Genomic DNA, 22,288 nt, shown 5'->3' on the forward strand with positions numbered 1-22,288 from the left:
AAATTAGCAATGCATTTTAAACTTCGATTTAAAATTATAGTATTCTCATTTTTGAGCACAACATTTATTTCAGCTCAAAAACCGCTGTACAAAGATTCAAAACAACCGGTAGAAACAAGAGTTCAGGATTTACTGAAACGCATGACCCCGGAAGAAAAATTCTGGCAGTGCTTCATGATTCCCGGTGATTTGGACAACGTTCCGAAAGGTCAGTATTCTCATGGAATTTTCGGATTGCAGGTGAGTGCAGGAAATCAGGGCGGTGGAGCTGCCGGACAGTTGCTGAAATACAATGCAAACGAAGATGAAGAAAGACTGGCAAACAAGATCAACACCATTCAAAAATATTTCGTTGAAGAATCCCGACTAGGAATTCCAATTATCCCTTTTGATGAGGCCTTACACGGACTGATGCGGGAAGGAGCTACTGCTTTTCCACAGGCAATCGGTTTGTCGGCGACCTTCAATCCTGATATGATGAAAGAAGTTTCCACGGCGATTGCAAAAGAATCAAAACTGCGGGGAATCCGTCAGATCCTGACTCCCGTGGTGAATCTTGCGAATGATGTACGATGGGGAAGGACGGAGGAAACATACGGTGAAGATCCGTTTCTGACTTCTGTAATGGGCGTTAATTTCGTCAGTTCATTTGAAAATATGGGAATTATTACCACTCCGAAACATTTTTTAGCCAATGTCGGCGAGGGCGGAAGAGATTCCTATCCGATTCACTGGAGCAAAAGATATTTGGAGGAAACGCATTTGGTTCCGTTTCATAAAGCGTTTCAACAGGGAAGAAGCCGTTCGGTGATGACTTCCTATAATCTGTTGGATGGTAGACCTTCAACAGCAAATCACTGGTTGCTGACTGAAAAATTAAAAAAAGAATGGGATTTTAAAGGATTTGTCATCAGCGACGCAAGTGCGGTGGGTGGTGCCAACGTTCTGCACTTTACGGCAAAAGATTACGACGATGCTTCTGCACAGGCGATCAATGCAGGACTTGACGTGATTTTCCAGACAGAATATCAGCATTATAAACTGTTTATGCCGCCGTTTTTGGATGGCAGAATTTCAAAGGAAAGAATTGATGATGCAGTGGCAAGAGTTTTAAGAGCAAAGTTTGAACTCGGTCTTTTTGAAAATCCTTATGTTTCTCAAAAAAGTATTGATGAATTAAAGAAGATCAATCACAAACCTTTAGCAGAAAAAACAGCGGTCGAATCTTTTGTTTTGCTTCAGAACAATCATCAGACGCTTCCGATTTCAGAAAAGGTAAAAAAGATTTTAATTGTCGGAACTGACGCTGTGGATGCGAGACTGGGCGGTTATTCCGGACCCGGAAATAAAAAGGTGAGTATTTTGGATGGCATTAAAAATTTCGTTAAAAATAAAAATGTTGAGATCACCTATTCAAAAGGAATTGACTGGAATTTAAAGAATTTTGCAACCGTTCCCGCTGAATTTTTATCTTCAGAAAATCAAAAAGGTTTGAAAGGTTTTTACTTTTCCAATCCTGATTTAAAAGGAAATCCGGAATTTGAAAAGCAGGACGAACAGATCAATTTCAAATGGACTTTATATTCTCCAAATCCTGAAAAGCTGCAGCCGGACAGTTACAGCGTTCGCTGGACAGGAAAACTGGAAGCTCCAGATTCCGGAAAATACCAGTTGGGATTGCGTGGGAATGATGGTTTCAGACTGTATTTAAATGGAAAAATGGTTATCGACAATTGGGAAAAGCTGAGTTATTCAACCAAAACCATTGATATTGATTTAATTAAAGCTCAGAAATATGATATTAGCATTGAATTCCATGAAAACAGAGGTGAGGCCAACATCGAATTGGTCTGGAATTATGGTTTAAAAGATTATCAAAAAGATTTTGATGAGGCTTTAAAACTTGCTCAAAATTCAGATTACATCATTGTGACAGCCGGAATTCATGAAGGTGAATTTCAGGATCGTTCTTCACTGAGTCTGCCGGGAAATCAGGAAGGATTTATTAATGAAGTTTCCAAATTAAATAAACCGACAACCGTAGTTTTGGTGGGTGGTTCTGCCATAAAAACTACAGGCTGGAAGGATAAAGTCGGAGCCATTCTGGATGTCTGGTATCCCGGCGAAGAAGGCGGAAATGCTGTGGCAAAAGTGCTTTTCGGAACAGAAAATCCTTCAGGAAAATTACCCATCACCTTTCCCGTTGAAGAGGGTCAGTTACCTTTGACGTACAATCATCATCCGACGGGTCGCGGAAATGATTACCACGATTTGAGCGGTGAGCCATTGTATCCGTTTGGTTTTGGTTTAAGTTATACGACTTTCGAAATTTCTGATTTGCATTTAAATAAATTAAAATTTAAAGAAAACGAGACGGTCATTGCAAAGGTCAAAGTTAAAAACACAGGTTCAAAAGCAGGAAGTGAGGTGGTTCAGCTTTATATAAAAGATTTGTTGGCTTCTGTTTCAAGACCTGTTTTGGAACTGAAGGGTTTTCAGAAAGTGTATCTGAAATCCGGTGAATCCAAAGAAATTTCAATTGAAATTCCGGTAAAAGAGTTGCAGTTTTTAGATGAAAAAATGAACTGGATTGTGGAAAAGGGAGCGTATAGAATTATGGTCGGAAATTCATCAAAAAATCTTCCTTTAAAGCAAAATATTGAGGTTGAATAATGTTTTGGATTAAATCTGAAGAGTAGCTGTAATGATAAAAAATAGTATTTTCTGATTAAGTTTATGCCTTTGTATAACTTAATAACGACCTATATTTAAAATTCTTGTCTGACTTTGCGTTAAATAAAAAATTATATAGAAATCTAATCCATCATTTTGCAACCGTTTTCTTTTTAGGGAACGGTTTTTGCAATTTTTGAGGCAAAATATTTAACACATCACATCATTATTTTATGAAAAAATATCTTCTACCGGCAGTCGCAGTGCTGTTCTTCAGCTGTAAAGAAAATAAAAATCAGAATACTTCAGAAACCGAAGTCGTTACCAAAACAGATACTATAAAACTTCCTGCACCCGACGAGAAAGGTGCCAAAAATAAATTCAGTAACGTCATCGGATGGCCTGCGGGAAAGGCTCCGACAGCTCCTGAAGGATTTACAGTTACCCGTTTTGCGGAAAATATTAAAAGTCCGAGAAACATGATTCAGGCTGCAAACGGCGATATTTTTGTCGTCCTTTCCAATTCTGAAAGAACAAAAACCGAAAAAATTAAAAATGATATCAGCGGGAAAAGCGATGCTGAAGTCGGAGGAAAATCAGCCAACCGTATTATTTTATACAGAGATACCAACAAAGACGGAGTTGCAGAATCATCTTCTGTTTTTCTGGATAATCTGAATCAGCCGTATGGAATGCTGATTATTAAAGATAAATTTTATGTTGCCAACACCGATGGGCTTTGGGTTTATCCATATAAAGAAGGCGATACGAAAATTACCCAGGCCGGAAAGAAAATCGTTGATTTACCGGCCGGAGGTTACAACAATCACTGGACGAGAAATTTAATTGCCAATAAAGATCAGTCTAAAATCTATATTTCCGTTGGTTCCGGAAGTAACGTCGGTGAAAACGGAATGGAATATGAAGTGAGAAGAGCCAATATTTTGGAAGTCAATCCTGACGGAAGCGGAGAAAAAATCTACGGAGCCGGCCTTCGGAATCCTGTCGGAATGAGCTGGAATCCTTCAACCGGAGAGCTTTGGACGGTTGTGAATGAAAGAGATGAATTGGGTGACGAGCTTGTTCCGGATTATCTGACCAGTGTGAAAAAAGATCAGTTTTACGGCTGGCCATATGCTTACTTCGGAAAAAATGAAGACCCAAGAAGAAAAGGTGAGAAGCCTGATTTGGTTGCAAAAACCATTGTTCCGGATGTTCCTTTAGGGTCCCACACTGCATCTTTAGGACTAACTTTCTACACGGGAAATCAGTTTCCTGAAAAATATAAAAACGGAGCATTTATAGGACAGCATGGATCGTGGAACCGCTCATCTTTAGTGGGTTATCAGGTAGCTTTTGTGCCTTTTGCCAATGGAAAAGCTTCAGGACCGTATCAGCCATTTTTAACCGGATTTATAGCGAATGAAGAGAAAGGTGACGTGTACGGAAGACCTGTAGGTGTTTTGCAAATCGCTGACGGATCTCTTTTGGTTGCTGATGATGTCAGCGGAATTGTGTGGAGAGTGGCACATTCTAAAAAATAAAATTTTGTGTCAATCCCAATTTCATTTAAAAAATTTACTTCAAATTTTGTGGTATGAAATATGTAAGATTCAGCTTATAACCCATTGAAATTGTACAATTTTAATGATAAAAGTTAAACGTCATGAAAAAGTTATTGATATCAACCATTCTTTTAGTAGGATTATCGTTGAATGCTTATGGTCAGAAACGTCCGCCAAGACCGCCTGCGCCGCCACATCCGTCAAAAACTCAATTGACAAACAGCAAAGCGAGCGAGCTGGATAAACGGTACCGAACAGAAAAGAAAATGATTATGAATCATCCGGTGGCTACTAAGAAAATGAAAAATGAACAGCTGCGAGCTTTAAACCTGAGATATCAGAATGAGAAGAAACTGCTGAGAGCGGCGAGATAATCTTCGGGATTAATCATTTAAACGAATTAAAAATATAAAAAAGAGAATGCGAAAGTGTTCTCTTTTTTGCTTTATAATAAAAATCATATGACTTTTTCCAAAGCATGGTCATATCCATCTGTTTAGACATACAAATCCAATATTTTTCCTTAAATTCGCATAAAAATTTTAAGCTAATGAATTACGATATTATTGTCATCGGTAGTGGTCCTGGTGGATATGTTACAGCAATCAGAGCAGCACAGTTGGGTTTTAAAACTGCAATTATCGAGAAAGAAAATTTAGGAGGAATCTGCCTTAACTGGGGATGTATTCCTACAAAAGCTTTATTGAAATCGGCTCAGGTTTTTCATTACATCAATCACGCTGAAGATTATGGTTTAAACAAAGTGGAAGCGAGTTTTGAGTTTCCTAATGTAATCCAGAGAAGCCGTGGTGTTGCCTCTAAAATGAGCAAAGGGATTGAGTTCTTAATGAAAAAGAACAAAATCGACGTAATTCTTGGTACTGCAAAAGTACAGAAAGGTAAAAAAGTTTCTGTTACCGATAAAGACGGAAAAGTAACTGAATATACCGGAACCAACATTATTTTGGCTACAGGAGCACGTTCAAGAGAGTTGCCAAACCTTCCACAAGACGGTAAAAAAGTAATCGGATACAGACAGGCATTATCTCTTCCTGAGCAGCCAAAATCTATGATTGTTGTAGGTTCTGGAGCTATCGGTGTTGAGTTTGCTGATTTTTATAACACAATGGGGACGAAAGTAACTGTTGTTGAATTCTTACCAAACATCGTTCCTGTGGAAGATGAGGAAATCTCAAAACACTTAGAGAAATCTTTGAAAAAAACAGGGATCGAAATTATGACCAACGCATCTGTTGAAAGCGTAGACACAAGCGGAAACGGTGTGAAAGCTACTGTAAAGACAGAAAAGGGAAATATCACTCTTGAAGCTGACATCCTGTTATCAGCTGTCGGAATCGCTGCAAACATCGAGAACATCGGTCTTGAAGAAGTGGGCATCCAGACAGATAAAGGAAGAGTTTTGGTCAACGAATGGTACGAAACTTCCGTTCCTGGTTACTATGCAATCGGAGATATTATTCCAACTCAGGCTTTGGCACACGTTGCTTCTGCTGAAGGTATCACTTGTGTTGAAAAAATCAAAGGAATGCACGTTGAGAAAATCGACTACGGCAATATTCCTGGATGTACTTACTGTCACCCTGAAGTGGCTTCTGTTGGTCTTACTGAAAAGCAGGCTAAAGAGAAAGGATACGAAATCAAAGTGGGTAAATTCCCTCTTTCTGCAAGCGGAAAAGCCACTGCCAACGGAAATACTGACGGTTTCATCAAAGTAATTTTTGATGCTAAATATGGCGAATGGTTAGGTTGTCACATGATTGGTGAAGGAGTAACTGACATGGTTGCCGAAGCTGTTGTTGCCAGAAAACTGGAAACTACAGGTCACGAAATCATCAAATCTATTCACCCGCATCCAACGGTTTCTGAAGCGATTATGGAAGCTGCTGCAGCTGCTTATGGTGAAGTGATTCACATTTAATTTGAAATCATTTATTTTAAATATTCAAAACCACAGATTCGTCTGTGGTTTTGTTTTTCTGAATAATCTTTAAACATTAATCAATATATATTAATAAAAAAATCTCTGTGTTTCTGGTAAAGTGTTAACGCCTTTGTGAGCCTTAAAAAGGGTTTATTAGGAAAAAAACTTCGTGCGCTTTGTGTTTAAATTATGAATGGTCATTAAATTTTTCTTACGTTATATTTTATTTCAGTTATTTTCTTAATTTTATTTACTAAATAAACTACAAATTAAAATAAAATTATGTTTAAAAAATTAGCTGCCGAAGCTTTAGGATTGGGAGATATCGGAAAAATTATTCCGTCTCAGGATTATGACAAAGTAGATTCTGACGATTATATTTTATCGGAGGATAATGAAAAGATCTTCTTTTTAATTAAATCTAAAAGAGACGAATACTGTTTTACCAACAGGGCTTTGATTCACATTGACGGAGCAAGTGCTTTGGACAGAAAAAGAGTTTTGAAAAGATACGAGTATTATCAGTTCCCTTTTTCAAATATCGCATTGCAAACTGCTGGAACAATAGATTTAGATGTTGAGATCTCATTCAATGTTGGAAATGTACCTTTGTTAATCAGCGTTGCGAAAGGTCAGATTGATCAGTTGAAAGATTTGTACAAGGCACTTTTGGCGATCCAGCAGGAAGTTCATCATAATCATTCATTATTAAATTTTTCCAATGACAGTATTTCGAAAGCGATTGGAAGTGTTGCCTCAGGAAAGCAGGAAAATGTATCAAAAAGTCAGGAACTGAAAGCGATTAACGAATATATTTTCGCCTGGAATACCAACAGTTTTGACCGTTATACGCAGAAAGATTTTTCTAAAATTTTTGAGAAGTATATTAATAACTAAGATTGACTTAAAAATATAAATGAACCACAGATTTTTGTCTGTGGTTTTTTTGTGAAAAAGTTCTAACTTAGACTACACCAAAAAACTTGATCATGAAATATTTTGACTTTCACTGCCATCCGGTTTTGAAACAGCTTTTCAGCGACAATCCCAACATTGATTCTTTTATTTACCGATCCGATGTAGCAGGACTTCCAAGAGCCTGCTCTGATCTTCCGAGTATTATTGAAACGCAGACCCATCAGTCTCAGCTTGCCGAATTTAATGATGAGGTAATAGTCGGTGCAGTTTTATACAGTGTAGAACGAAATGTTGCCGAAACTGTCATTCCGTTGCGGAGTTTTCTCAAAAAAGCGTCACAGTTTAAACTTTCAGAGAAGCTTCTTCAGGATATTGTTCAGAATAACAACAAACCGTTTTCAGATTTTTTAATGAAGCGGACGTTGAATGAGTATCTTGAGGCGAGTTCTTCATTTCATATTTTGACGGAAGAAAGTTTTAAAAGCGCTCTTCCTAAGAATAAAGTGAATGTATTTTTTACCATTGAAGGGTGTCACTCTCTGGTTGACAGTCCGAATTTCTGTGATGCGACAAATAAATATGACCCAGATGATATTCTGAATAATTTAGGTCAAGTTGAGGAGAAAGTGAAAGTGCTTTCGATTAATATCACCCATCTGCAACAGTCGAGTTTATGCAATCAGGCATTTGGAATGCAGGTTGCCGATTCTACGGTATTTTTCCCATCAGGAAATGGTTTTGAAGATGATGGAAGAAAGGTCGTTCAGGGGATTTTTGACCGTAAAATCTGCGTTGATGTAAAGCACATGAGCTACAAATCAAGAGAAGATATTATGAATGAAATCGATTCAGGAAAGTTTAACAATGTTCAGCCATTGGTCTGCACGCATGCCGGATTCACCGGAGTTTCATTTAAGGATTGGGCAGGTCATATTCAGCTTAAAAAACCACTGTCCGGAGCTTTATATTTAGAAATTACCAAATCACTGCACACAAAAAATAATCCGAAAAGACCAGGTTGTCCGACTTTCAACGCTTCTACGATAAACCTTTTTGATGAAGAAATTGTGTGGATTGTGAAAAACGGTGGCGTGATTGGAATTTCTTTAGACCGAAGAATTTTAGGCTATGTAGACAAACACGATGACGATCCAATTGGAATTACCGGAATGGAAAGAATTGTCGATAAAGAATATTTTTCAAAATCTGAATGGAATGTTTTGGGAATAAACGATTCAGAGATTGGGAAGGCCATTGATGATGATGACTGTCTTTTTATGAATGAGCTTGAAGAATGTACTGAAACAAGTATTCCTCAACGTGATGAATATTTCTACGATCACCTTCTGAATCATATCAAACACTATTTTCAGGTTTGTAAAGACCATGGAATTTCAATTGCTGTGGCTCAAAAGCAGATTACCATCGGAACAGATTACGACGGCTTAATCAATCCGTTTATCAATATGCCGACCGTGAGAAGAATGGCAGATGTAAAAAGTTACATCCGAATGAATTTAAAATTTTTTCTGAAAGATTTTGATAATTCTGAAAAATGGTCAGACGAACTGAATGTAGATACTTTTGTGGAAGATCTTTTTTATAATAATGGATACCGTTTTGTGAAATCGAGATTTCAAATGTAACTCAAAATTAAATAGGCTTACATAATTTTTCACGCTGATTTATCCTTCCATTCCAGAGAGTTTTCATTAAATTTATTCAATGAATTTTGAAAAGACAGGCTTGGTTTTATCGGGAGGCGGTACAAAAGGTATTGCTCATGCAGGAGTTTTGAAATTTTTAAGCGAAAAAAATATCGATGTTGATATTCTGTCATGCTGCAGCGCCGGATCAATTGTCGGTTGCCTGTACGCAATCGGGAAAAAACCGGAAGAGATTTTAGATTTCTTCCAGTCAGTATATTTTTTCAATTGGAAGCATTTTGCATTCAATCAACCCGGATTGGTTTCCTCCATTATATTTGCCAATTATCTGAAACCAATTTTTCAGGATATGAAAATCGGTGATTTAGATAAAGAAGTAAGAATTGTCGCAACCGAACTGGTTTCCGGAACCGAGAAAGTTTTTGATAAAGATTTTAAAGTCATTGACGCCATGATTGCTTCCTGCTCAATTCCCGGAATCACTACACCATACATTTTGGGAGATGAAATGTACTGTGATGGGGGAGTGCTCAATAATTTTCCGGCAGATATTATCAGAGATGACTGTGATAAACTGATTGGCGTATTCGTGTCTCCGCCCCACGATATTAAAATTACTGATCTGAAAACGATTAAATCTATCGTTGCACGTTCTTTTGATCTGTTTTCATACCGGGTCGAAAAAGTAAAATTCGAATACTGCGACTGGCTGATTTCCCCGAAAGATCTTTCAGCTTATGGAAATTTCGAAAGAAAAAAAGACCGTCTCGAACAAATTTACAATATCGGTTACGAAGCTGCCAAAAGCAGTTTTGTAGAAAGCGATTTTTTAAGTAAAATTGAAAATTAACAATTGAAAATTTTACAGATCAATTATCATTATTAATCGTTCACGAAAACATCTGTAAACTCGAAGCTTTTACCATTAAACAGACCTTTATCGCTCAGTTTCAGTTCAGGGATAACCAAAAGTGCCATGAATGATAAACTCATGTAAGGTGCTCTCAGTTTGCTTCCCAATTCTTTGGCTCTCCGGTCTAATTTAATATATGATTCAGCGACTTCTTCAGCGGGAAGGTCTGTCATAATCCCGGCAATCGGTAATTCTAATACGAGTTCTTCATGTTCTGTCGCTAAAGAAATTCCTCCTTTTGCTTTAATGATGGAGTTCACAGCTTTGCAGATATCATCATCATTCGTTCCCACAGCGACGATATTGTGACAGTCGTGAGCCACACAGGATGCGATGGCACCACTTTTTAAGCCTACATTTTTAATGAAAGCTGTGGCGACAGGAGCATCATTGTAACGGTTAACTACAGCAATTTTCAGAATATCTTCTTTAATATTTGATTCTGCAAAACCGTCTTTTACCAGAGATTTTATATGAAGTTCATGCGTGATCAACTGTCCGTCCAGTACTTCTATTACACGAATTAAATCACCTTCACTTTTAATTTTAAAATCTGAAGGCTGTTTTAAACTGCAGTTAAAATTATTGACAACTGGAGCTTCAACCGACTGAATGAATGACTGTCCGTTTTCTGCGACCAATTCACCTTTGATGTAGGTTTTTAAAATTTTAAAATCATCCAGATCATCAATTTCAATAAAATCAGCATTGTCACCAACCTGTAATAAACCAATCGGTAAATTGTAATGTTGAATTACATTGAGCGATGCCGCACGAAGTACATCATACAAATCATAACCAGCTTTTAAAGCACGTTTTACGTGATCGTTAATATGAGATTCAATCAGATTATCCGGATGTTTGTCATCGCAGCAAAACATAATCTGCTCCGGAAACTCTTTCAGTAAAGGAATTAATGTGTCAAAATTTTTCGCGGCACTTCCTTCTCTGATCATGATTTTTATGCCATGTTTGAGTTTTTCAAGAGCTTCGGTATGACCAAAACATTCGTGGTCAGTAGTGATTCCCGCGTCGAAATACGTTTTCATGCCTTCTCCCATCAATCCCGGAGCGTGACCGTCAATAGGTTTATTGTGTTTTTTTGCAGATTCTAATTTTTTTAAAACTTCCTCATCGTTATAAATGACACCCGGAAAATTCATCATTTCAGCTAAGTAAACGATTTCTTTTCTGCTTAACAACTGGTTAATATCATCCGCATCAATCACAGCGCCTGCCGTTTCAAAATTTGTAGCCGGAACACAGGAAGGAGCGCCAAAATAGAAATGAAATGGAACCTGTCGGGCATTTTCAATCATATAATCAACGCCCGCAACTCCGAGGACATTGGCAATCTCATGTGGATCAGAAATAGTTCCTACCGTACCGTGTTTCACAGCAATTCTGGCAAATTCTGAAGGGACAAGCATGCTGCTTTCAATATGAACATGGGCGTCTATCAATCCGGGCAGAATGTAGGTGTGCAGTTTTTCATCAATTCTTTTGATAGATGCAATTTTTTGATTGATAATTGATACTTCTGCGGGAAAAATTTCCTTTGCAATGATGTCGATTAAATTTGCTTTTACTATAAATTCCATTCTGAATGATTAAAATAAAAAATTCCTAATCGTGAAATTAGGAATTATTATTTGATTTTGTTTTAAATTAATTTTTGACCACCTGCGCATCCTGTCTCACGATGGTTTCACCATTGCTGTCGATGACCACCAGTGTATAAGGTGCTTTTTTCGTCGAGTTTGTTAAATAATTTCTCCAAACCTGATAAAGGGTTCCATTGTTGTTAAATTCAAAATAGTAATTTCCACCAGATCCATCAGGAATCACATCTCCGTCAGAGATAATCATCGCTGGCTTGGCAGATATCTTCGTATTGGCTCCCCAGGATTGATACAGATAGTTTCCGTTGGGTTGCTTGTCAATCTTTATTTTAAATTTTTTAGTTTTAATAATGACAGTCTTCGGAATTCTTTCCTGAAATTTCTTATCTCTGCTGTTGGCAATTTTTTCAGTTGGATTGCTGATTTCCGAATTATCTTTCGTCTTGGTAAAAGATAAAAGAGGCACTAGGCATGCGCTCAGGATAATTTTCTTAATCATTGTATTGGTGTTATTTAAGATTATTCACCAAAGAGTTATCAAATTTAGAGCCAATTTAAGAAATTGTTTCTGCCTGAGTATAATGAGCAAAAGCCTCTTCCAAACTGTTGAATTTTCCTTTAAATTCATCAATTGCACAATCCTGAAGAATATTTCCTTTATGAATTAAAATTACTCTTGAACACAGTGCTTCAACTTCCTGCATAATGTGTGTAGAAAGTAAAACAGTCTTTTCTCTGCCAATTTCTTTCACAACATTTCTGATTTCAAGAATCTGATTGGGATCTAAACCATTTGTTGGCTCATCCAAAATCAACAGATCAGGCTGGTGAATAATCGCCTGAGCCAAACCGACTCTCTGCTTATATCCTTTGGAAAGCTGACCGATTTTTTTTGATTTTTCAGGTGTGATTCCTACCAACTCGATTACTTCATCCACTCTCGCGTCGGAAATTTTGTGAATATTCGCTACAAACTGCAGATATTCTTTTACATACATTTCGAGGTAAAGCGGATTGTTTTCCGGTAGGAAACCAATATTTCTCTTACTGTCAATTTCGTTCTCCGAAATGTTATTACCATTAAATATAATTTCACCTTCATCAATTGTCAAAGCGCCTACAATAGATTTCATCAGTGTAGATTTTCCTGCTCCGTTGGGACCGAGAAGACCGATGATTTCGTTCTTATCAATTGAAATATTAATATTGTTGAGTGCAGTTTGCTCAGCAAACTTTTTAGTGAGATTGATTACTTGAAGAGACATAATTTAATGATAATCTTTTTACAAAAATAAAAATAAAAAAACTCATTCGCATTGAATGAGTTGAGTATTGTGAAAAAAAAATTAAGATTATCTTCTTGATTTCTTTTTTGGTGTTGCAGGTTTTGGTGTTGCAGGTGTTTCAGCAACATGATTTTGTGTAGCCGATACATTTGCAACCGGCGTCGGTCTCTGTACAGCTTTTTTATACAAAGCAGATTTGTTCGTACCAATACCAAAAATTTTGTCAATCTGTTTTTTATTCAAAAACTGAGATTTTCCAACGTATTTCTTGTTTTTATTGATATACTGAATAAATTGTACGGTTGGCTGACCGTAGTTTTTTTCATAATGAAGTTCAATAATATCATTAGGAAGTTCTAAGGTAACATTTCCTGAAGGCTCGTCGATAAAACCGTCAGTGATCAGTTTGTACAAATCAGTTACGTCGCCATTGACATCTAAAAAGGAAAAAGATCTGAATGTATTAAGATTACTTGTGTTAATATCTTGGTAATTGAAAGTAAATCTGTTTTCTTTCTTATACAGGCCTACAGAATTTTCTTTACCGATTTCCACCAAGGTCTCATTTTTCAGCACTTTAATCTGCGAAAATGCAGATATACTGAACATGCAGGCGAATAGTAGAATTATTTTTCTCATTTGATTGATTTTAATATTATGTGCTATGGTAATGCTAAATTAAATAATCTACCATAAACAACAACTTTTTTCTGGGACAAAAATATAATTTTTTTTTGACTCTTATTTTTTATCTGTTAAGATTGAGATAATTTTAACATCTTCCCACCAATAAAAAAACCGCTCGTAAAAGCGGTTTCAAAATTAGTGACCTCGACGAGCGTATCTTCAAACACTTTTATCGATGATTTGGTTCGATTAGGTCAAATTAAAAATCAATTACAATGTCCAATTTCATCAAACAAATTCTTTTAATTTTTTTTCTGTCGCAATTTAATTTAAAAAATTAATAATAATCAGCAGAGGAATAGTAAGTCTTTAATCGGCTGTTCCGGTCTTGTACCCATAACCGAAGAAATATCGAACTATTTGGTAGAAGATTTAACAAGAATTTCAAGAATTTTTGATGTAAAATAATCGATGTAAAATTTGGCAATGATATTTAATTTGATGAAAAAAGGAATTATTAATATTAAAATATCAGTCTTTCCAATCCTCAACTTCCGATCGTTTAATAGTTACATGATCGGAAGTTGAGGATTTCTAACTTAAGAATAAAATATTCAAATCTTGGTGTGATTTCGGAAAAAATTTATACTCGATGATGTTATCTTCTCATCAATCCACAAGTTGATTGACAAGCATTTTTTTATGGATGCAGTAGGCAATATCATAATTTTGTAGGAAGTTAAGAATGATGGATTTCTGTTCAGAGTATAATATATGCTGAGATAGAACCAATTGATATTAAAAATGTTCATAAAGCGTTTGGTAGAATGGAAAAGGGAAATATCCGCTACCGTTTCGTAATTGCTATCGCAACATTATAATGAAATATGTTAATTTATTGGTTATTGCGATAAAACCTTTTTGTTCCAAACAAAGGGCGTCGTCGTATTTTAAGGATTTATGAATATCTATCTTATCAATATCAGAACAAATATTATTTATTGGGTTAACTATTATAAAAAAATTAGCTTTATTCATTTAGACTTATTCATTTACCATTTTAGCTACATTTCTTACCTGTGGTATTCACAACTTTGCATAGTAAATAAATACTTAATATTATGTCAAAGACAATTTTTATTACCGGAGCGTCTTCCGGATTGGGCAAAGCAACAGCTAAGTTATTTCAGTCTAAAGGCTGGAACGTTATCGCTACAATGCGTACACCAGAAAATGAGAAAGAGCTCAACGAGCTTGAGAATGTCTATTTATATGCAATGGATGTTACAGATAAAAAACAGGTCGAAAAAACAATCGACGAAGTTTTAAAACGTTTTGAAGTTGATGTGGTTTTTAACAATGCAGGTTTTGGATTGGTTGGTGGCTTTGAGGCATATTCTGAAGATGATATTCATAGCCAAATTGAAACCAATTTATTAGGAGTTTTCAGAGTTTCCAAATTCTTTATCTCTTATTTTAGAAAGCATGACAAGGGAGGAATTCTTCTCACAACTACTTCCGCTGCGGGAATAGCTGCTAATCCATTAGCATCTGTTTACAGTGCTACCAAATTTGCACTCGAAGGTTGGAGTGAAGCTGTCAATTATGAGGTAAACCAATTTAATATTCGTTTGAAAACAATAGCTCCAGGAGGCATGGATACCAATTATGCCGGTCGCTCACTAAATTATGTTGAGAATAAAAATTATACTCCCCTGTGGAATATAATGCTGGCAGGATTTAAAGATGGCAGTACGGATGTTCATTTTTCTTCAGCGGATGATGTTGCCAAGGTTGTATTTGAAGCAGCAACAGACAATAAACCACAACTTAGATACGTGGTGGGTCCGGACGCAGAAAAAATAGCAAAAGACCGCCAAGAATTGGGTCAGCAGAAACAATTTGAACAGATTAGCAAACTTTACTCATAATGAAAACCATTTTTATTACCGGAGCGTCAGCCGGATTAGGCAAAGCTGCCGCTAAATTATTTCAGGCTAAGGGGTGGCATGTAATCGCGACTATGCGAAATCATGAGCGGGAAAATGTATTAAAATATTTAGACAATGTAACTGTTATATCGCTCGATGTTACGAATAAAGAACAAATACAAAGCACAATCGCCGGAATCTTAGAAATGCATTCCGTTGATGTTGTTTTAAAATTACATCTTTGTGTAAAAAAGAAGCACTGACCTTATTTTTTTATATTCTACCAAGTATATTTGCAGCTTAATAATATTTATTCTAAAAATATAAAGCTGTAAGATCATATGTCTCTTAAAAAAATATCCGGAAAATTACATCTATACATAGGTCTCACTTTTGGAATTTTCTTTTTGATTGGATGTCTTACAGGAACTATTTTCGTTTTTGAAGATGAAGGTTGTCGGCTTTCCAATTCTTCCAATATAATGGCTCAGATCCTCCTGCAGAAACTGTTTGCTACCATGCAAGATAAATATCATCTCCGGAGACATCAAGGCTCAACGCTGCGCAATCGTCTGAACCCGAAGTAACTTTTGAAACATCTTCCAGTATTTTAATAGGCAAACTGCCAGTTCCCGCAATATAGACATCATTCCCGCTGATGAAATGCAATTCTTTTTCATTTGATTCTAAAATGCTAAATTCCCAAATGTATTTTAAATACTATAACAGTTGGTTAAGAAGATCTGTCACTCACAGGTTCACAGTAACCTATCTATTCCATTAATTAGAATATTGATGGTTGTTTTTTTCGCTATTTATGATATTGTCTATTAAGAACAATTAGCTGAAAAGAAATTATTAAATTAAAAACCATTAGTTAGAAATAGTATTATTTTTGTATTTCCAGCTCTGGAATAATTTATTACAATAAAAACTATTAATATTTTAATGTAGCTTAAAAATAAAAAATGGCGCCACTTGTCTTCAAGTGGCGCCATTTGGCTATTTGTGACCTCGACAGGATTCAAACCTGTAACCTTCTGAGCCGTAATCAGATGCGCTATTCAGTTGCGCCACGAGGCCTTGTTTAAAGGTTTGCAAATATAAGACTTTTTTGCTTTCTTTGAAAGATGAAACTGAAATTTTTATTTTTTATCGCCCTTTTTTCGGTAATCTCCTGTAAACAAGAACAAAAAAATTCACCGGCTCAGGCTGTCGCTCTTTCTTCAAACTTAAATTTTACAGAAGATGGCAATAATTTTCATTTTGAATCAGGAAAGTTTAGATATGATTTTAAAACTGATCAACTTCCCTTAAAAAAAGTGATTTTGTTAAATTCCAGTTTACTTGGGTATATTTCTGAGATTGGAGCGGAGAATTCGGTGATTGGAGTTTCCAGTCCGGAATATATTTATTCAGGAAAAGTTAATAATTTAATAACACAGGGAAAGATACAGACCGTAGGAAATGAACAGAAATATGATGTTGAAAAAATTATTTCACTGAAACCGGATGCTATTTTCACCAACTATATCGCAAGTTTTGACAATACCTACCAGCTTTTGAAAAATAATGGAATTCAGGTCATATTTTTAGATGAATATATGGAGCAGAAGCCATTGGAGAAAACGGCATACCTCAAACTTTTTGGGAAGCTTTTCGGAAAGGAAGAGATTGCAGAAAAGAAATACTCAGACATTGCAAAAAATTATAATGATCTGAAAAGGCTGGCATCAACATCAAAGTCACAACCCAAAGTTTTGGCGAACGAAATGTATGGTGACATCTGGTACCTCCCGGGAGGAAAAACTTTCACAGCCAATTATATTGCCGATGCCCATGCAGATTACATTTTAAAAGGAAATACTGAAGAAAAAGCAGTAACGATGAGTTTTGAAGAAGTTTATTCGAAAGCTAAAAACACACAGTACTGGGTGAATGCAGGGAATCATCTTTCAAAACAGGAACTGCTGAACATCAATCCGTACTACGGTAAACTTGAAGTTTTTAATAAAGGAAAGATCTATGGTATCACTGCAAAAGAAAAGCAGAAATCAAACGATTTTTTTGAAAGTGGAGTGGTAAGAGCTGATCTTATCCTGAAAGATTATATAAAGATCCTTCACCCAGAGCTTTTACCGGATTATCAACTGACTTACATGAAAGAATTACAATAGGTCTCAGGAATTTTATATTTTTGCAGTAGTTTTTAGCTTATGTGGAAGAAAATAAAACAATTCATTTTTATCGTTCTTGTCCTGAACGTAGTATTTATTATCTGGGGGAGATTTTTTAATCCTCCCATCACCATTACTCAGATTGGTGGTCTTTTCGAGTACGGAAAGCTTAGTAGGGACTATATTTCCTACGATGAAATGGGTAGTAATGTAAAAAAAGCTGTGATTGCATCTGAAGATCAAAAGTTTTTTACTCACAACGGATTTGATTATACTGCTATTGAAAAAGCGATGAAGAATAATGAAAAGGGGAAAAAACTAAGAGGTGGTAGCACAATATCGCAACAGACTGCAAAAAATGTTTTTCTCTGGCAGGGAAGAAGCTGGATCAGAAAAGGGCTGGAAGCAATGTATACCTTCATCATCGAAAAAGTATGGTCTAAAGATATTATTCTTGAAAGATATTTGAATTCAATAGAAATGGGGCAGGGCGTTTTTGGCATAGAAGCCGCTTCTCAGTACTACTTCGCAAAAGCTTCAAAAGATCTCAATACATCAGAAGCAGCCTGGATTGCAGCCGTTTTGCCTAACCCGAAAAAATATGATCCTAAAAATCCTTCTGCTTATTTAAGAAAGAAACACAAGTGGATTATGAGACAAATGAGAAATGTAAGTTTGAAATAGTATCTTTGTACTAATGAAATTTCTCAGTTCAAGTACAAATAATTTCGAAGCTGTTCTTAAAAAATATTTTTCTTTTAAGAATGAAACCCTCTCTCTGGAGCCTTTTGCCGAGTTTCTAGAGAGCATCAAGAAAGCCGACTTTACCGACGTTCTTAATTGTTTTAAGGCAAATCCAAACTTAGCTGACAATTTCAGGTACTATATTCACAGTATTTTTGAAGGAAGACCTTTCAATTTATCTTTGACAGAGGCTAATATATTGTCTGAAAATGCCTTTTTTCCCGAACTTAAAAAAAGAATTCTCAACAAAGTTTTACCGCCCGTAGAGAACGAAAAAACGGTTTGGTATCTGGTTGATAACATCAGTTTCAGACCTAAAAAAGATCTCGAATTTCTTCATAATCTTCCCGAAAATGAAATGGATGAGTTTTTTCATCTTTTAGGGCTTACTAATTTTATTCAGAAACCTAAGGTTAAAAGAGAACTTATTTTCTCAATGAATATTCTCTCATGGCGTGTGACTGGGATGGCCTTAGATGTAGAAGTCGTGAGAATGGCTCCCGAATACCGGAATTTCGACAATCCTTTTTTAGCCTTACAGAAAGAACTGGAAACTTTAGCCGATGAATTTAAGTTGAATCCTGAGATTCAGTTAACTTCAAAAGACAGCCGATACAAGCAGATAAAAATTTACACCGAGCAATGTCTCGACTTTGTAAATATAGCTTTCAAAAATTCTTCTAAATACGGGATTTCAGGGAAGATCAATCAGTCTCTTCTGAAAATCCGTCAGCAGACGCAGAGAATCTACGAAATTGTACAGTTGCTGGTCATTGATTCTAATGATGATATTGTTCTTAAATCTAAACAGTTAATGTTTAATGTTTTAAGTTATAAATCTCATAAAAATAATATCTCAGAGCTCTTCAATGACAGTACGAGAATGATTTCTCATCTGATCACAAACCACACTGCCGAAACGGGAAGCCATTATATAACGTCAAACCGTAAGCAGTACATGAAAATGTTCTACAAAGCAAGTGGCGGCGGAATTATTGTGGGTGCATTGTGCGTTCTGAAAATGCTCTACGGTTTTATGCCGGGAAGTGACTTTTTCCATGCGTTTTTGTATTCATTAAATTATGCCATGGGATTTGTCATGATTTACCTGATGGGTTTCACATTGGCAACGAAACAGCCTGCAATGACGGCTGCGACTATGACTAAAGTTCTTTCTGAGCAGGGAAGCGGCCAGCGGAACAACACCGAATTTGCAGATTTGGTTTCCAAGTTATTCAGAAGTCAGTTTATCGCTTTTGTGGGGAATGTTTTACTTGCATTTCCGGTTGCGATGGCAATTATTTATGGTTTGGATGTGTTTTTCTCTCAGAATCTGGCGGTTGAAAAATCAGAAAAACTGTTGAAAGATTTAGATCCGTTTAATTCAAAAGCGATTCTGCATGCGAGTATTGCGGGTTTCTATCTCTTTATTTCCGGGATTATTTCTGGAAATATTGGCAATAACTCAATCTTCTTTCAGATTCCGGACAGGATTGCAAAAAATCAGTCAATAAAAAGAGTTTTTGGGGCAAAATTTGCCAACAGCCTTTCAAAATATTATGCAAAAAACTGGGCTGGCATAGTTTCTAATTTTTGGTTTGGTGTTTTCCTTGGAGCTACAGCACCTGTAGGTTTGTTTTTTGGCTTAGATCTCGATATCCGTCACATCACTTTTGCAGCAGGAAACTTTGCGCTGGGATTATATGGCAAAGATTTCAATGTAGATTCTTATACGTTTTGGATTGCGCTACTTACGGTTTTCATCATTGGTTTCTTCAATTTTTTGGTAAGTTTCAGTTTGTCGATGTTTTTGGCATTCAGATCCCGAAAACTGAATTTCGGTGAAGTGAGTGAGATTTACAAAGAGATTTTTAGATATTTCTTAAGAAATCCGCTGAAGTTTTTCATACCGCTGCGTTCACGTTTTGATTACAAAACGAATGACATGGTGCACAATACCATGCCTACAAAATCTGAAGATCAGTAAATTTATCTTCTCCGAATTTGTCCTGAAACTTTTTTAGATAAAAACTTTTTCTCATCTGAAAATCATTTTTCAGTAGCGGAGAATCAATTTTGATAACGATAATTTTATCTTCAATATTCACACTGTTGATTTCATTAAAGAGGCTTTCATCAAGATATTCATCTAAAAAATCTTTAATTTCAAAAGCCAATAATTTATCTTCAAAACCATGAATTCTGGCAAAAGATTTTACCAGTTCTGAGGATTGAAATTCGCGTTTTCTATTTCGTTTCATGATGAGATACTGAGTTCAAGATTTATCGATTTGGGTTTTGATTCGTATTAAAAATTAAAAATTTTTATACAATTCTGTGTCATCCATGGAAATTAAATTTCAAAAATAATACTTTCCTCATTGATTTTCTTCACCACACTTTCCGTCCTTTCTCTATGCGTATCTGTAATAAAAATCTGCCCGAAATTTTCCTGATTCACCAGATTGATCAATTGCGCAACACGTGTGTCATCCAACTTATCAAAAATATCATCCAATAAAAGAATAGGTGTTTTCCCAGTAAGCTCTTTTACCAGGCTCATTTGGGCCAGTTTTAGTGAAATTAAAAATGATTTCTGCTGTCCCTGTGAACCGATTTTTTTGATGAGAACCGCATCCATTTCAAAAAGCAAATCATCTTTGTGAATACCTTTAGACGTATAGGTTAGCATTCTGTCGCGTTCTAAACTTTCTGTTAAAAGATCACGAAACTTTTTGTCAGGCTGCGCAACTTCAAAGCCTTCTAATAGATGGGATTCATAGATAACTGAAACGGTTTCTTTTCCGCCTGAGATTATTTGGTAAAAGTTCTGAACAATCGGATTTAATTTGGCAACAAACTCCCGTCTTTTTTCAAATATTTTAGTTCCTGATTTTGTGATGGGGTCATCATAAATCTCCAATGAATCTTTATCCCAGGTTCTGTTTTTTGCAAAATATTTCAACAGAGCATTTCTCTGCTGAATGGTTTTTTGATACTGAATTAAATCAAAAAGATATCCGGAATCCGTCTGAGAAATCATAGAATCCAGGAACTTCCTGCGACTTTCCCCGGAGTCTGAAATAAGATTTGAGTCGTACGGAGAGATCATTACACTCGGCAGATAACCGATATGATCTGCCATTCGGTCGTAGCTTTTGTCATTTTTTTTGATGACTTTTTTGGCCTCTTTGGGTTGGGAGATTTTAATGATATCTTCGCTGTCATCATTTTGAATTTCAGCGTCGATCGTAAAGAAATCTTCGTCCTGTTTAATGTTGTTGGTGTCGGTATTCCCCAGAAAGCTTTTTCCTACAGAGAGATAATGTAAAGCATCTAGAATATTGGTTTTTCCGGCACCGTTATTTCCTACAAAACAGTTGATTTGCGGAGAAAACTCAAACTTTTTTTCAGAATGGTTTTTAAAATTGTAGAGGGTGAGTTTCCTGATAATCATTTGTCAAAAATACTCCATTATTATGAAAAATAAAAAAGGAAGTACAGAACAGGTTTCTACTCCGAATGAATAATACGCATCATCTCTTTTGCTTTCAGAGAAATAAATAAGAATAAAAGTAATAACTGAGGTCAGGTAAAAACTGACTGCACAATGAATTTTAAGATAAAAAACAGATAAAATTGTTGAGATAAAAACAAGAATGTAGGCAAGAAATTTGGTGTTTTGAACTCCAATTAATTTCGGAAAGGTCTGAACCGTATCACTTTCCATATCCCGAATATCAAAAGGCAGAACGAGTGCCGTGACGAAGAAGAAACTGATCAAAAATACCGGGAAATTAAACTCCGGTAAAGTCAGCCAGGAATTTACCAGTGCCCAAACCAAACCCACATAAAATACTTTCAGTAAAGGGATTTTTCGGATGTATGTCTCCAGAAATAAGCTGTTGTACAGAAGTCCTAAAACAACGATGACAGCCCATTTTACCAAACGTATTTCATTATGATTAAAGATGATTAATGCGGCAGATATAATACCCGTAATAACATTCAGAAAAAAAATCCTGTAAAAATATTTTGTGTTTTGATATTTGGTATAAAGATACCCGCTGAAATAGGTAATGAAGATCAAAAGTACAGAAGGAAAGCGGAATGTGTTTTGCTCAAGCATGAAAAATACTGCAAAAAAAGTTCCCATTGAGGATACGTAAAGTTGGCTGTCTATAACAGTTTTTTTCAGTACTTTTAAGCAATTCATTTAGTAA

Annotated in this window: 21 protein-coding genes and 1 tRNA gene; 13 read left to right on the forward strand and 9 right to left on the reverse strand. The window is 35.9% G+C overall.

The window, feature by feature from the left end:
• Positions 1-9 precede the first annotated feature (9 nt).
• The 7 genes from OMO38_RS13435 (at position 10) to OMO38_RS13465 (ending at position 9,615) form a co-directional block, all read left to right on the forward strand.
• Complete coding sequence (locus tag OMO38_RS13435; protein WP_264750717.1) at positions 10-2,673, forward strand: beta-glucosidase; 2,664 nt, start codon at positions 10-12, stop codon at positions 2,671-2,673.
• A gap of 233 nt (positions 2,674-2,906) precedes the next feature.
• On the forward strand, positions 2,907-4,217 hold the full coding sequence (locus OMO38_RS13440; RefSeq protein WP_264750718.1) for a PQQ-dependent sugar dehydrogenase: 1,311 nt from the start codon (positions 2,907-2,909) through the stop codon (positions 4,215-4,217).
• 122 nt (positions 4,218-4,339) lie between these two features.
• A complete protein-coding gene (locus OMO38_RS13445) occupies positions 4,340-4,612 on the forward strand; it encodes a hypothetical protein (RefSeq protein WP_264750719.1) in 273 nt (90 codons plus the stop codon).
• A gap of 176 nt (positions 4,613-4,788) precedes the next feature.
• Entirely contained in the window at positions 4,789-6,177 is a 1,389-nt protein-coding gene (lpdA, locus tag OMO38_RS13450) for a dihydrolipoyl dehydrogenase (protein WP_056082259.1), read from the forward strand.
• Positions 6,178-6,462: 285 nt separating this feature from the next.
• Positions 6,463-7,077 carry a PH domain-containing protein gene (locus tag OMO38_RS13455; protein ID WP_264750720.1) on the forward strand — a complete coding sequence of 205 codons (615 nt, stop codon included), beginning with the start codon at positions 6,463-6,465 and terminating at the stop codon, positions 7,075-7,077.
• Positions 7,078-7,169: 92 nt separating this feature from the next.
• Positions 7,170-8,744, forward strand: a complete 1,575-nt coding sequence (locus OMO38_RS13460) for a membrane dipeptidase (RefSeq protein ID WP_264750721.1) — start codon at positions 7,170-7,172, stop codon at positions 8,742-8,744.
• Positions 8,745-8,823: 79 nt separating this feature from the next.
• Complete coding sequence (locus OMO38_RS13465; RefSeq protein WP_264750722.1) at positions 8,824-9,615, forward strand: patatin-like phospholipase family protein; 792 nt, start codon at positions 8,824-8,826, stop codon at positions 9,613-9,615.
• 32 nt (positions 9,616-9,647) lie between these two features.
• On the opposite strand, the gene ade is transcribed toward OMO38_RS13465, so the two are convergent.
• The 4 genes from ade to OMO38_RS13485 form a co-directional block, all read right to left on the reverse strand.
• The gene (gene ade / locus OMO38_RS13470) at positions 9,648-11,279 is read right to left on the reverse strand and encodes an adenine deaminase (RefSeq protein WP_264750723.1); all 1,632 of its coding nucleotides are present in this window, start codon (positions 11,277-11,279) and stop codon (positions 9,648-9,650) included.
• 67 nt (positions 11,280-11,346) lie between these two features.
• Positions 11,347-11,799, reverse strand: coding sequence for a hypothetical protein (locus OMO38_RS13475; protein ID WP_264750724.1), 453 nt, complete (start codon positions 11,797-11,799; stop codon positions 11,347-11,349).
• Positions 11,800-11,854: 55 nt separating this feature from the next.
• Positions 11,855-12,565 (reverse strand): ABC transporter ATP-binding protein, encoded by a 711-nt coding sequence (locus OMO38_RS13480; RefSeq protein ID WP_264750725.1) that lies wholly within the window; start codon positions 12,563-12,565, stop codon positions 11,855-11,857.
• 87 nt (positions 12,566-12,652) lie between these two features.
• Entirely contained in the window at positions 12,653-13,225 is a 573-nt protein-coding gene (locus OMO38_RS13485) for a hypothetical protein (protein WP_264750726.1), read from the reverse strand.
• A 1,109-nt stretch (positions 13,226-14,334) separates the two neighbouring features.
• On the opposite strand from OMO38_RS13485, the gene OMO38_RS13490 reads away from it, so the two are divergent.
• From OMO38_RS13490 to OMO38_RS20325, 3 genes are all read left to right on the forward strand, one after another.
• On the forward strand, positions 14,335-15,144 hold the full coding sequence (locus OMO38_RS13490; protein ID WP_264750727.1) for an SDR family oxidoreductase: 810 nt from the start codon (positions 14,335-14,337) through the stop codon (positions 15,142-15,144).
• Entirely contained in the window at positions 15,144-15,407 is a 264-nt protein-coding gene (locus tag OMO38_RS13495) for an SDR family NAD(P)-dependent oxidoreductase (RefSeq protein ID WP_319804250.1), read from the forward strand. The genes OMO38_RS13490 and OMO38_RS13495 overlap by 1 nt, the downstream gene beginning before the upstream one ends.
• A gap of 78 nt (positions 15,408-15,485) precedes the next feature.
• Complete coding sequence (locus OMO38_RS20325; protein ID WP_406567328.1) at positions 15,486-15,731, forward strand: PepSY domain-containing protein; 246 nt, start codon at positions 15,486-15,488, stop codon at positions 15,729-15,731.
• On the opposite strand, the gene OMO38_RS13500 is transcribed toward OMO38_RS20325, so the two are convergent.
• Together OMO38_RS13500 and OMO38_RS13505 are read right to left on the reverse strand one after the other, a co-directional pair.
• Entirely contained in the window at positions 15,658-15,813 is a 156-nt protein-coding gene (locus OMO38_RS13500) for a hypothetical protein (protein ID WP_264750728.1), read from the reverse strand. The genes OMO38_RS20325 and OMO38_RS13500 overlap by 74 nt on opposite strands.
• Positions 15,814-16,153: 340 nt before the next feature.
• A tRNA-Arg gene (locus OMO38_RS13505) sits at positions 16,154-16,227 on the reverse strand.
• A 47-nt stretch (positions 16,228-16,274) separates the two neighbouring features.
• On the opposite strand from OMO38_RS13505, the gene OMO38_RS13510 reads away from it, so the two are divergent.
• Genes OMO38_RS13510 through OMO38_RS13520 form a run of 3 tightly spaced genes read left to right on the forward strand, consistent with a single transcriptional unit; the run spans position 16,275 to position 20,052 of the window.
• The gene (locus tag OMO38_RS13510; protein WP_264750729.1) at positions 16,275-17,321 is read left to right on the forward strand and encodes an ABC transporter substrate-binding protein; all 1,047 of its coding nucleotides are present in this window, start codon (positions 16,275-16,277) and stop codon (positions 17,319-17,321) included.
• 39 nt (positions 17,322-17,360) lie between these two features.
• On the forward strand, positions 17,361-18,005 hold the full coding sequence (gene mtgA / locus OMO38_RS13515; RefSeq protein WP_264750730.1) for a monofunctional biosynthetic peptidoglycan transglycosylase: 645 nt from the start codon (positions 17,361-17,363) through the stop codon (positions 18,003-18,005).
• A 13-nt stretch (positions 18,006-18,018) separates the two neighbouring features.
• On the forward strand, positions 18,019-20,052 hold the full coding sequence (locus tag OMO38_RS13520) for a site-specific recombinase (protein WP_264750731.1): 2,034 nt from the start codon (positions 18,019-18,021) through the stop codon (positions 20,050-20,052).
• On the opposite strand, the gene OMO38_RS13525 is transcribed toward OMO38_RS13520, so the two are convergent.
• From OMO38_RS13525 to OMO38_RS13535, 3 genes are all read right to left on the reverse strand, one after another.
• On the reverse strand, positions 20,030-20,326 hold the full coding sequence (locus OMO38_RS13525) for a hypothetical protein (RefSeq protein ID WP_264750732.1): 297 nt from the start codon (positions 20,324-20,326) through the stop codon (positions 20,030-20,032). The two genes, OMO38_RS13520 and OMO38_RS13525, sit on opposite strands and share 23 nt — an antisense overlap.
• A 92-nt stretch (positions 20,327-20,418) precedes the next feature.
• A complete protein-coding gene (gene recF, locus OMO38_RS13530; RefSeq protein ID WP_264750733.1) occupies positions 20,419-21,522 on the reverse strand; it encodes a DNA replication/repair protein RecF in 1,104 nt (367 codons plus the stop codon).
• 3 nt (positions 21,523-21,525) lie between these two features.
• Positions 21,526-22,281 (reverse strand): UbiA prenyltransferase family protein, encoded by a 756-nt coding sequence (locus OMO38_RS13535; RefSeq protein WP_264750734.1) that lies wholly within the window; start codon positions 22,279-22,281, stop codon positions 21,526-21,528.
• Between the last annotated feature and the right edge of the window lie 7 nt (positions 22,282-22,288).

The sequence above is a fragment of the Chryseobacterium kimseyorum genome, from assembly GCF_025971945.1.
In the GTDB taxonomy this organism is placed as follows: Bacteria; Bacteroidota; Bacteroidia; order Flavobacteriales; family Weeksellaceae; genus Chryseobacterium; species Chryseobacterium kimseyorum.

Bases quoted from the DNA above. Each gene is read 5' to 3' on its own strand.
- OMO38_RS13435 (WP_264750717.1), top strand. From the start codon at position 10: ATGCATTTTAAACTTCGATTTAAAATTATAGTATTCTCATTTTTGAGC.
- OMO38_RS13440 (WP_264750718.1), top strand. From the start codon at position 2,907: ATGAAAAAATATCTTCTACCGGCAGTCGCAGTGCTGTTCTTCAGCTGT.
- OMO38_RS13445 (WP_264750719.1), top strand. From the start codon at position 4,340: ATGAAAAAGTTATTGATATCAACCATTCTTTTAGTAGGATTATCGTTG.
- lpdA (WP_056082259.1), top strand. From the start codon at position 4,789: ATGAATTACGATATTATTGTCATCGGTAGTGGTCCTGGTGGATATGTT.
- OMO38_RS13455 (WP_264750720.1), top strand. From the start codon at position 6,463: ATGTTTAAAAAATTAGCTGCCGAAGCTTTAGGATTGGGAGATATCGGA.
- OMO38_RS13460 (WP_264750721.1), top strand. From the start codon at position 7,170: ATGAAATATTTTGACTTTCACTGCCATCCGGTTTTGAAACAGCTTTTC.
- OMO38_RS13465 (WP_264750722.1), top strand. From the start codon at position 8,824: ATGAATTTTGAAAAGACAGGCTTGGTTTTATCGGGAGGCGGTACAAAA.
- ade (WP_264750723.1), bottom strand. From the start codon at position 11,279: ATGGAATTTATAGTAAAAGCAAATTTAATCGACATCATTGCAAAGGAA.
- OMO38_RS13475 (WP_264750724.1), bottom strand. From the start codon at position 11,799: ATGATTAAGAAAATTATCCTGAGCGCATGCCTAGTGCCTCTTTTATCT.
- OMO38_RS13480 (WP_264750725.1), bottom strand. From the start codon at position 12,565: ATGTCTCTTCAAGTAATCAATCTCACTAAAAAGTTTGCTGAGCAAACT.
- OMO38_RS13485 (WP_264750726.1), bottom strand. From the start codon at position 13,225: ATGAGAAAAATAATTCTACTATTCGCCTGCATGTTCAGTATATCTGCA.
- OMO38_RS13490 (WP_264750727.1), top strand. From the start codon at position 14,335: ATGTCAAAGACAATTTTTATTACCGGAGCGTCTTCCGGATTGGGCAAA.
- OMO38_RS13495 (WP_319804250.1), top strand. From the start codon at position 15,144: ATGAAAACCATTTTTATTACCGGAGCGTCAGCCGGATTAGGCAAAGCT.
- OMO38_RS20325 (WP_406567328.1), top strand. From the start codon at position 15,486: ATGTCTCTTAAAAAAATATCCGGAAAATTACATCTATACATAGGTCTC.
- OMO38_RS13510 (WP_264750729.1), top strand. From the start codon at position 16,275: ATGAAACTGAAATTTTTATTTTTTATCGCCCTTTTTTCGGTAATCTCC.
- mtgA (WP_264750730.1), top strand. From the start codon at position 17,361: ATGTGGAAGAAAATAAAACAATTCATTTTTATCGTTCTTGTCCTGAAC.
- OMO38_RS13520 (WP_264750731.1), top strand. From the start codon at position 18,019: ATGAAATTTCTCAGTTCAAGTACAAATAATTTCGAAGCTGTTCTTAAA.
- OMO38_RS13525 (WP_264750732.1), bottom strand. From the start codon at position 20,326: ATGAAACGAAATAGAAAACGCGAATTTCAATCCTCAGAACTGGTAAAA.
- recF (WP_264750733.1), bottom strand. From the start codon at position 21,522: ATGATTATCAGGAAACTCACCCTCTACAATTTTAAAAACCATTCTGAA.
- OMO38_RS13535 (WP_264750734.1), bottom strand. From the start codon at position 22,281: ATGAATTGCTTAAAAGTACTGAAAAAAACTGTTATAGACAGCCAACTT.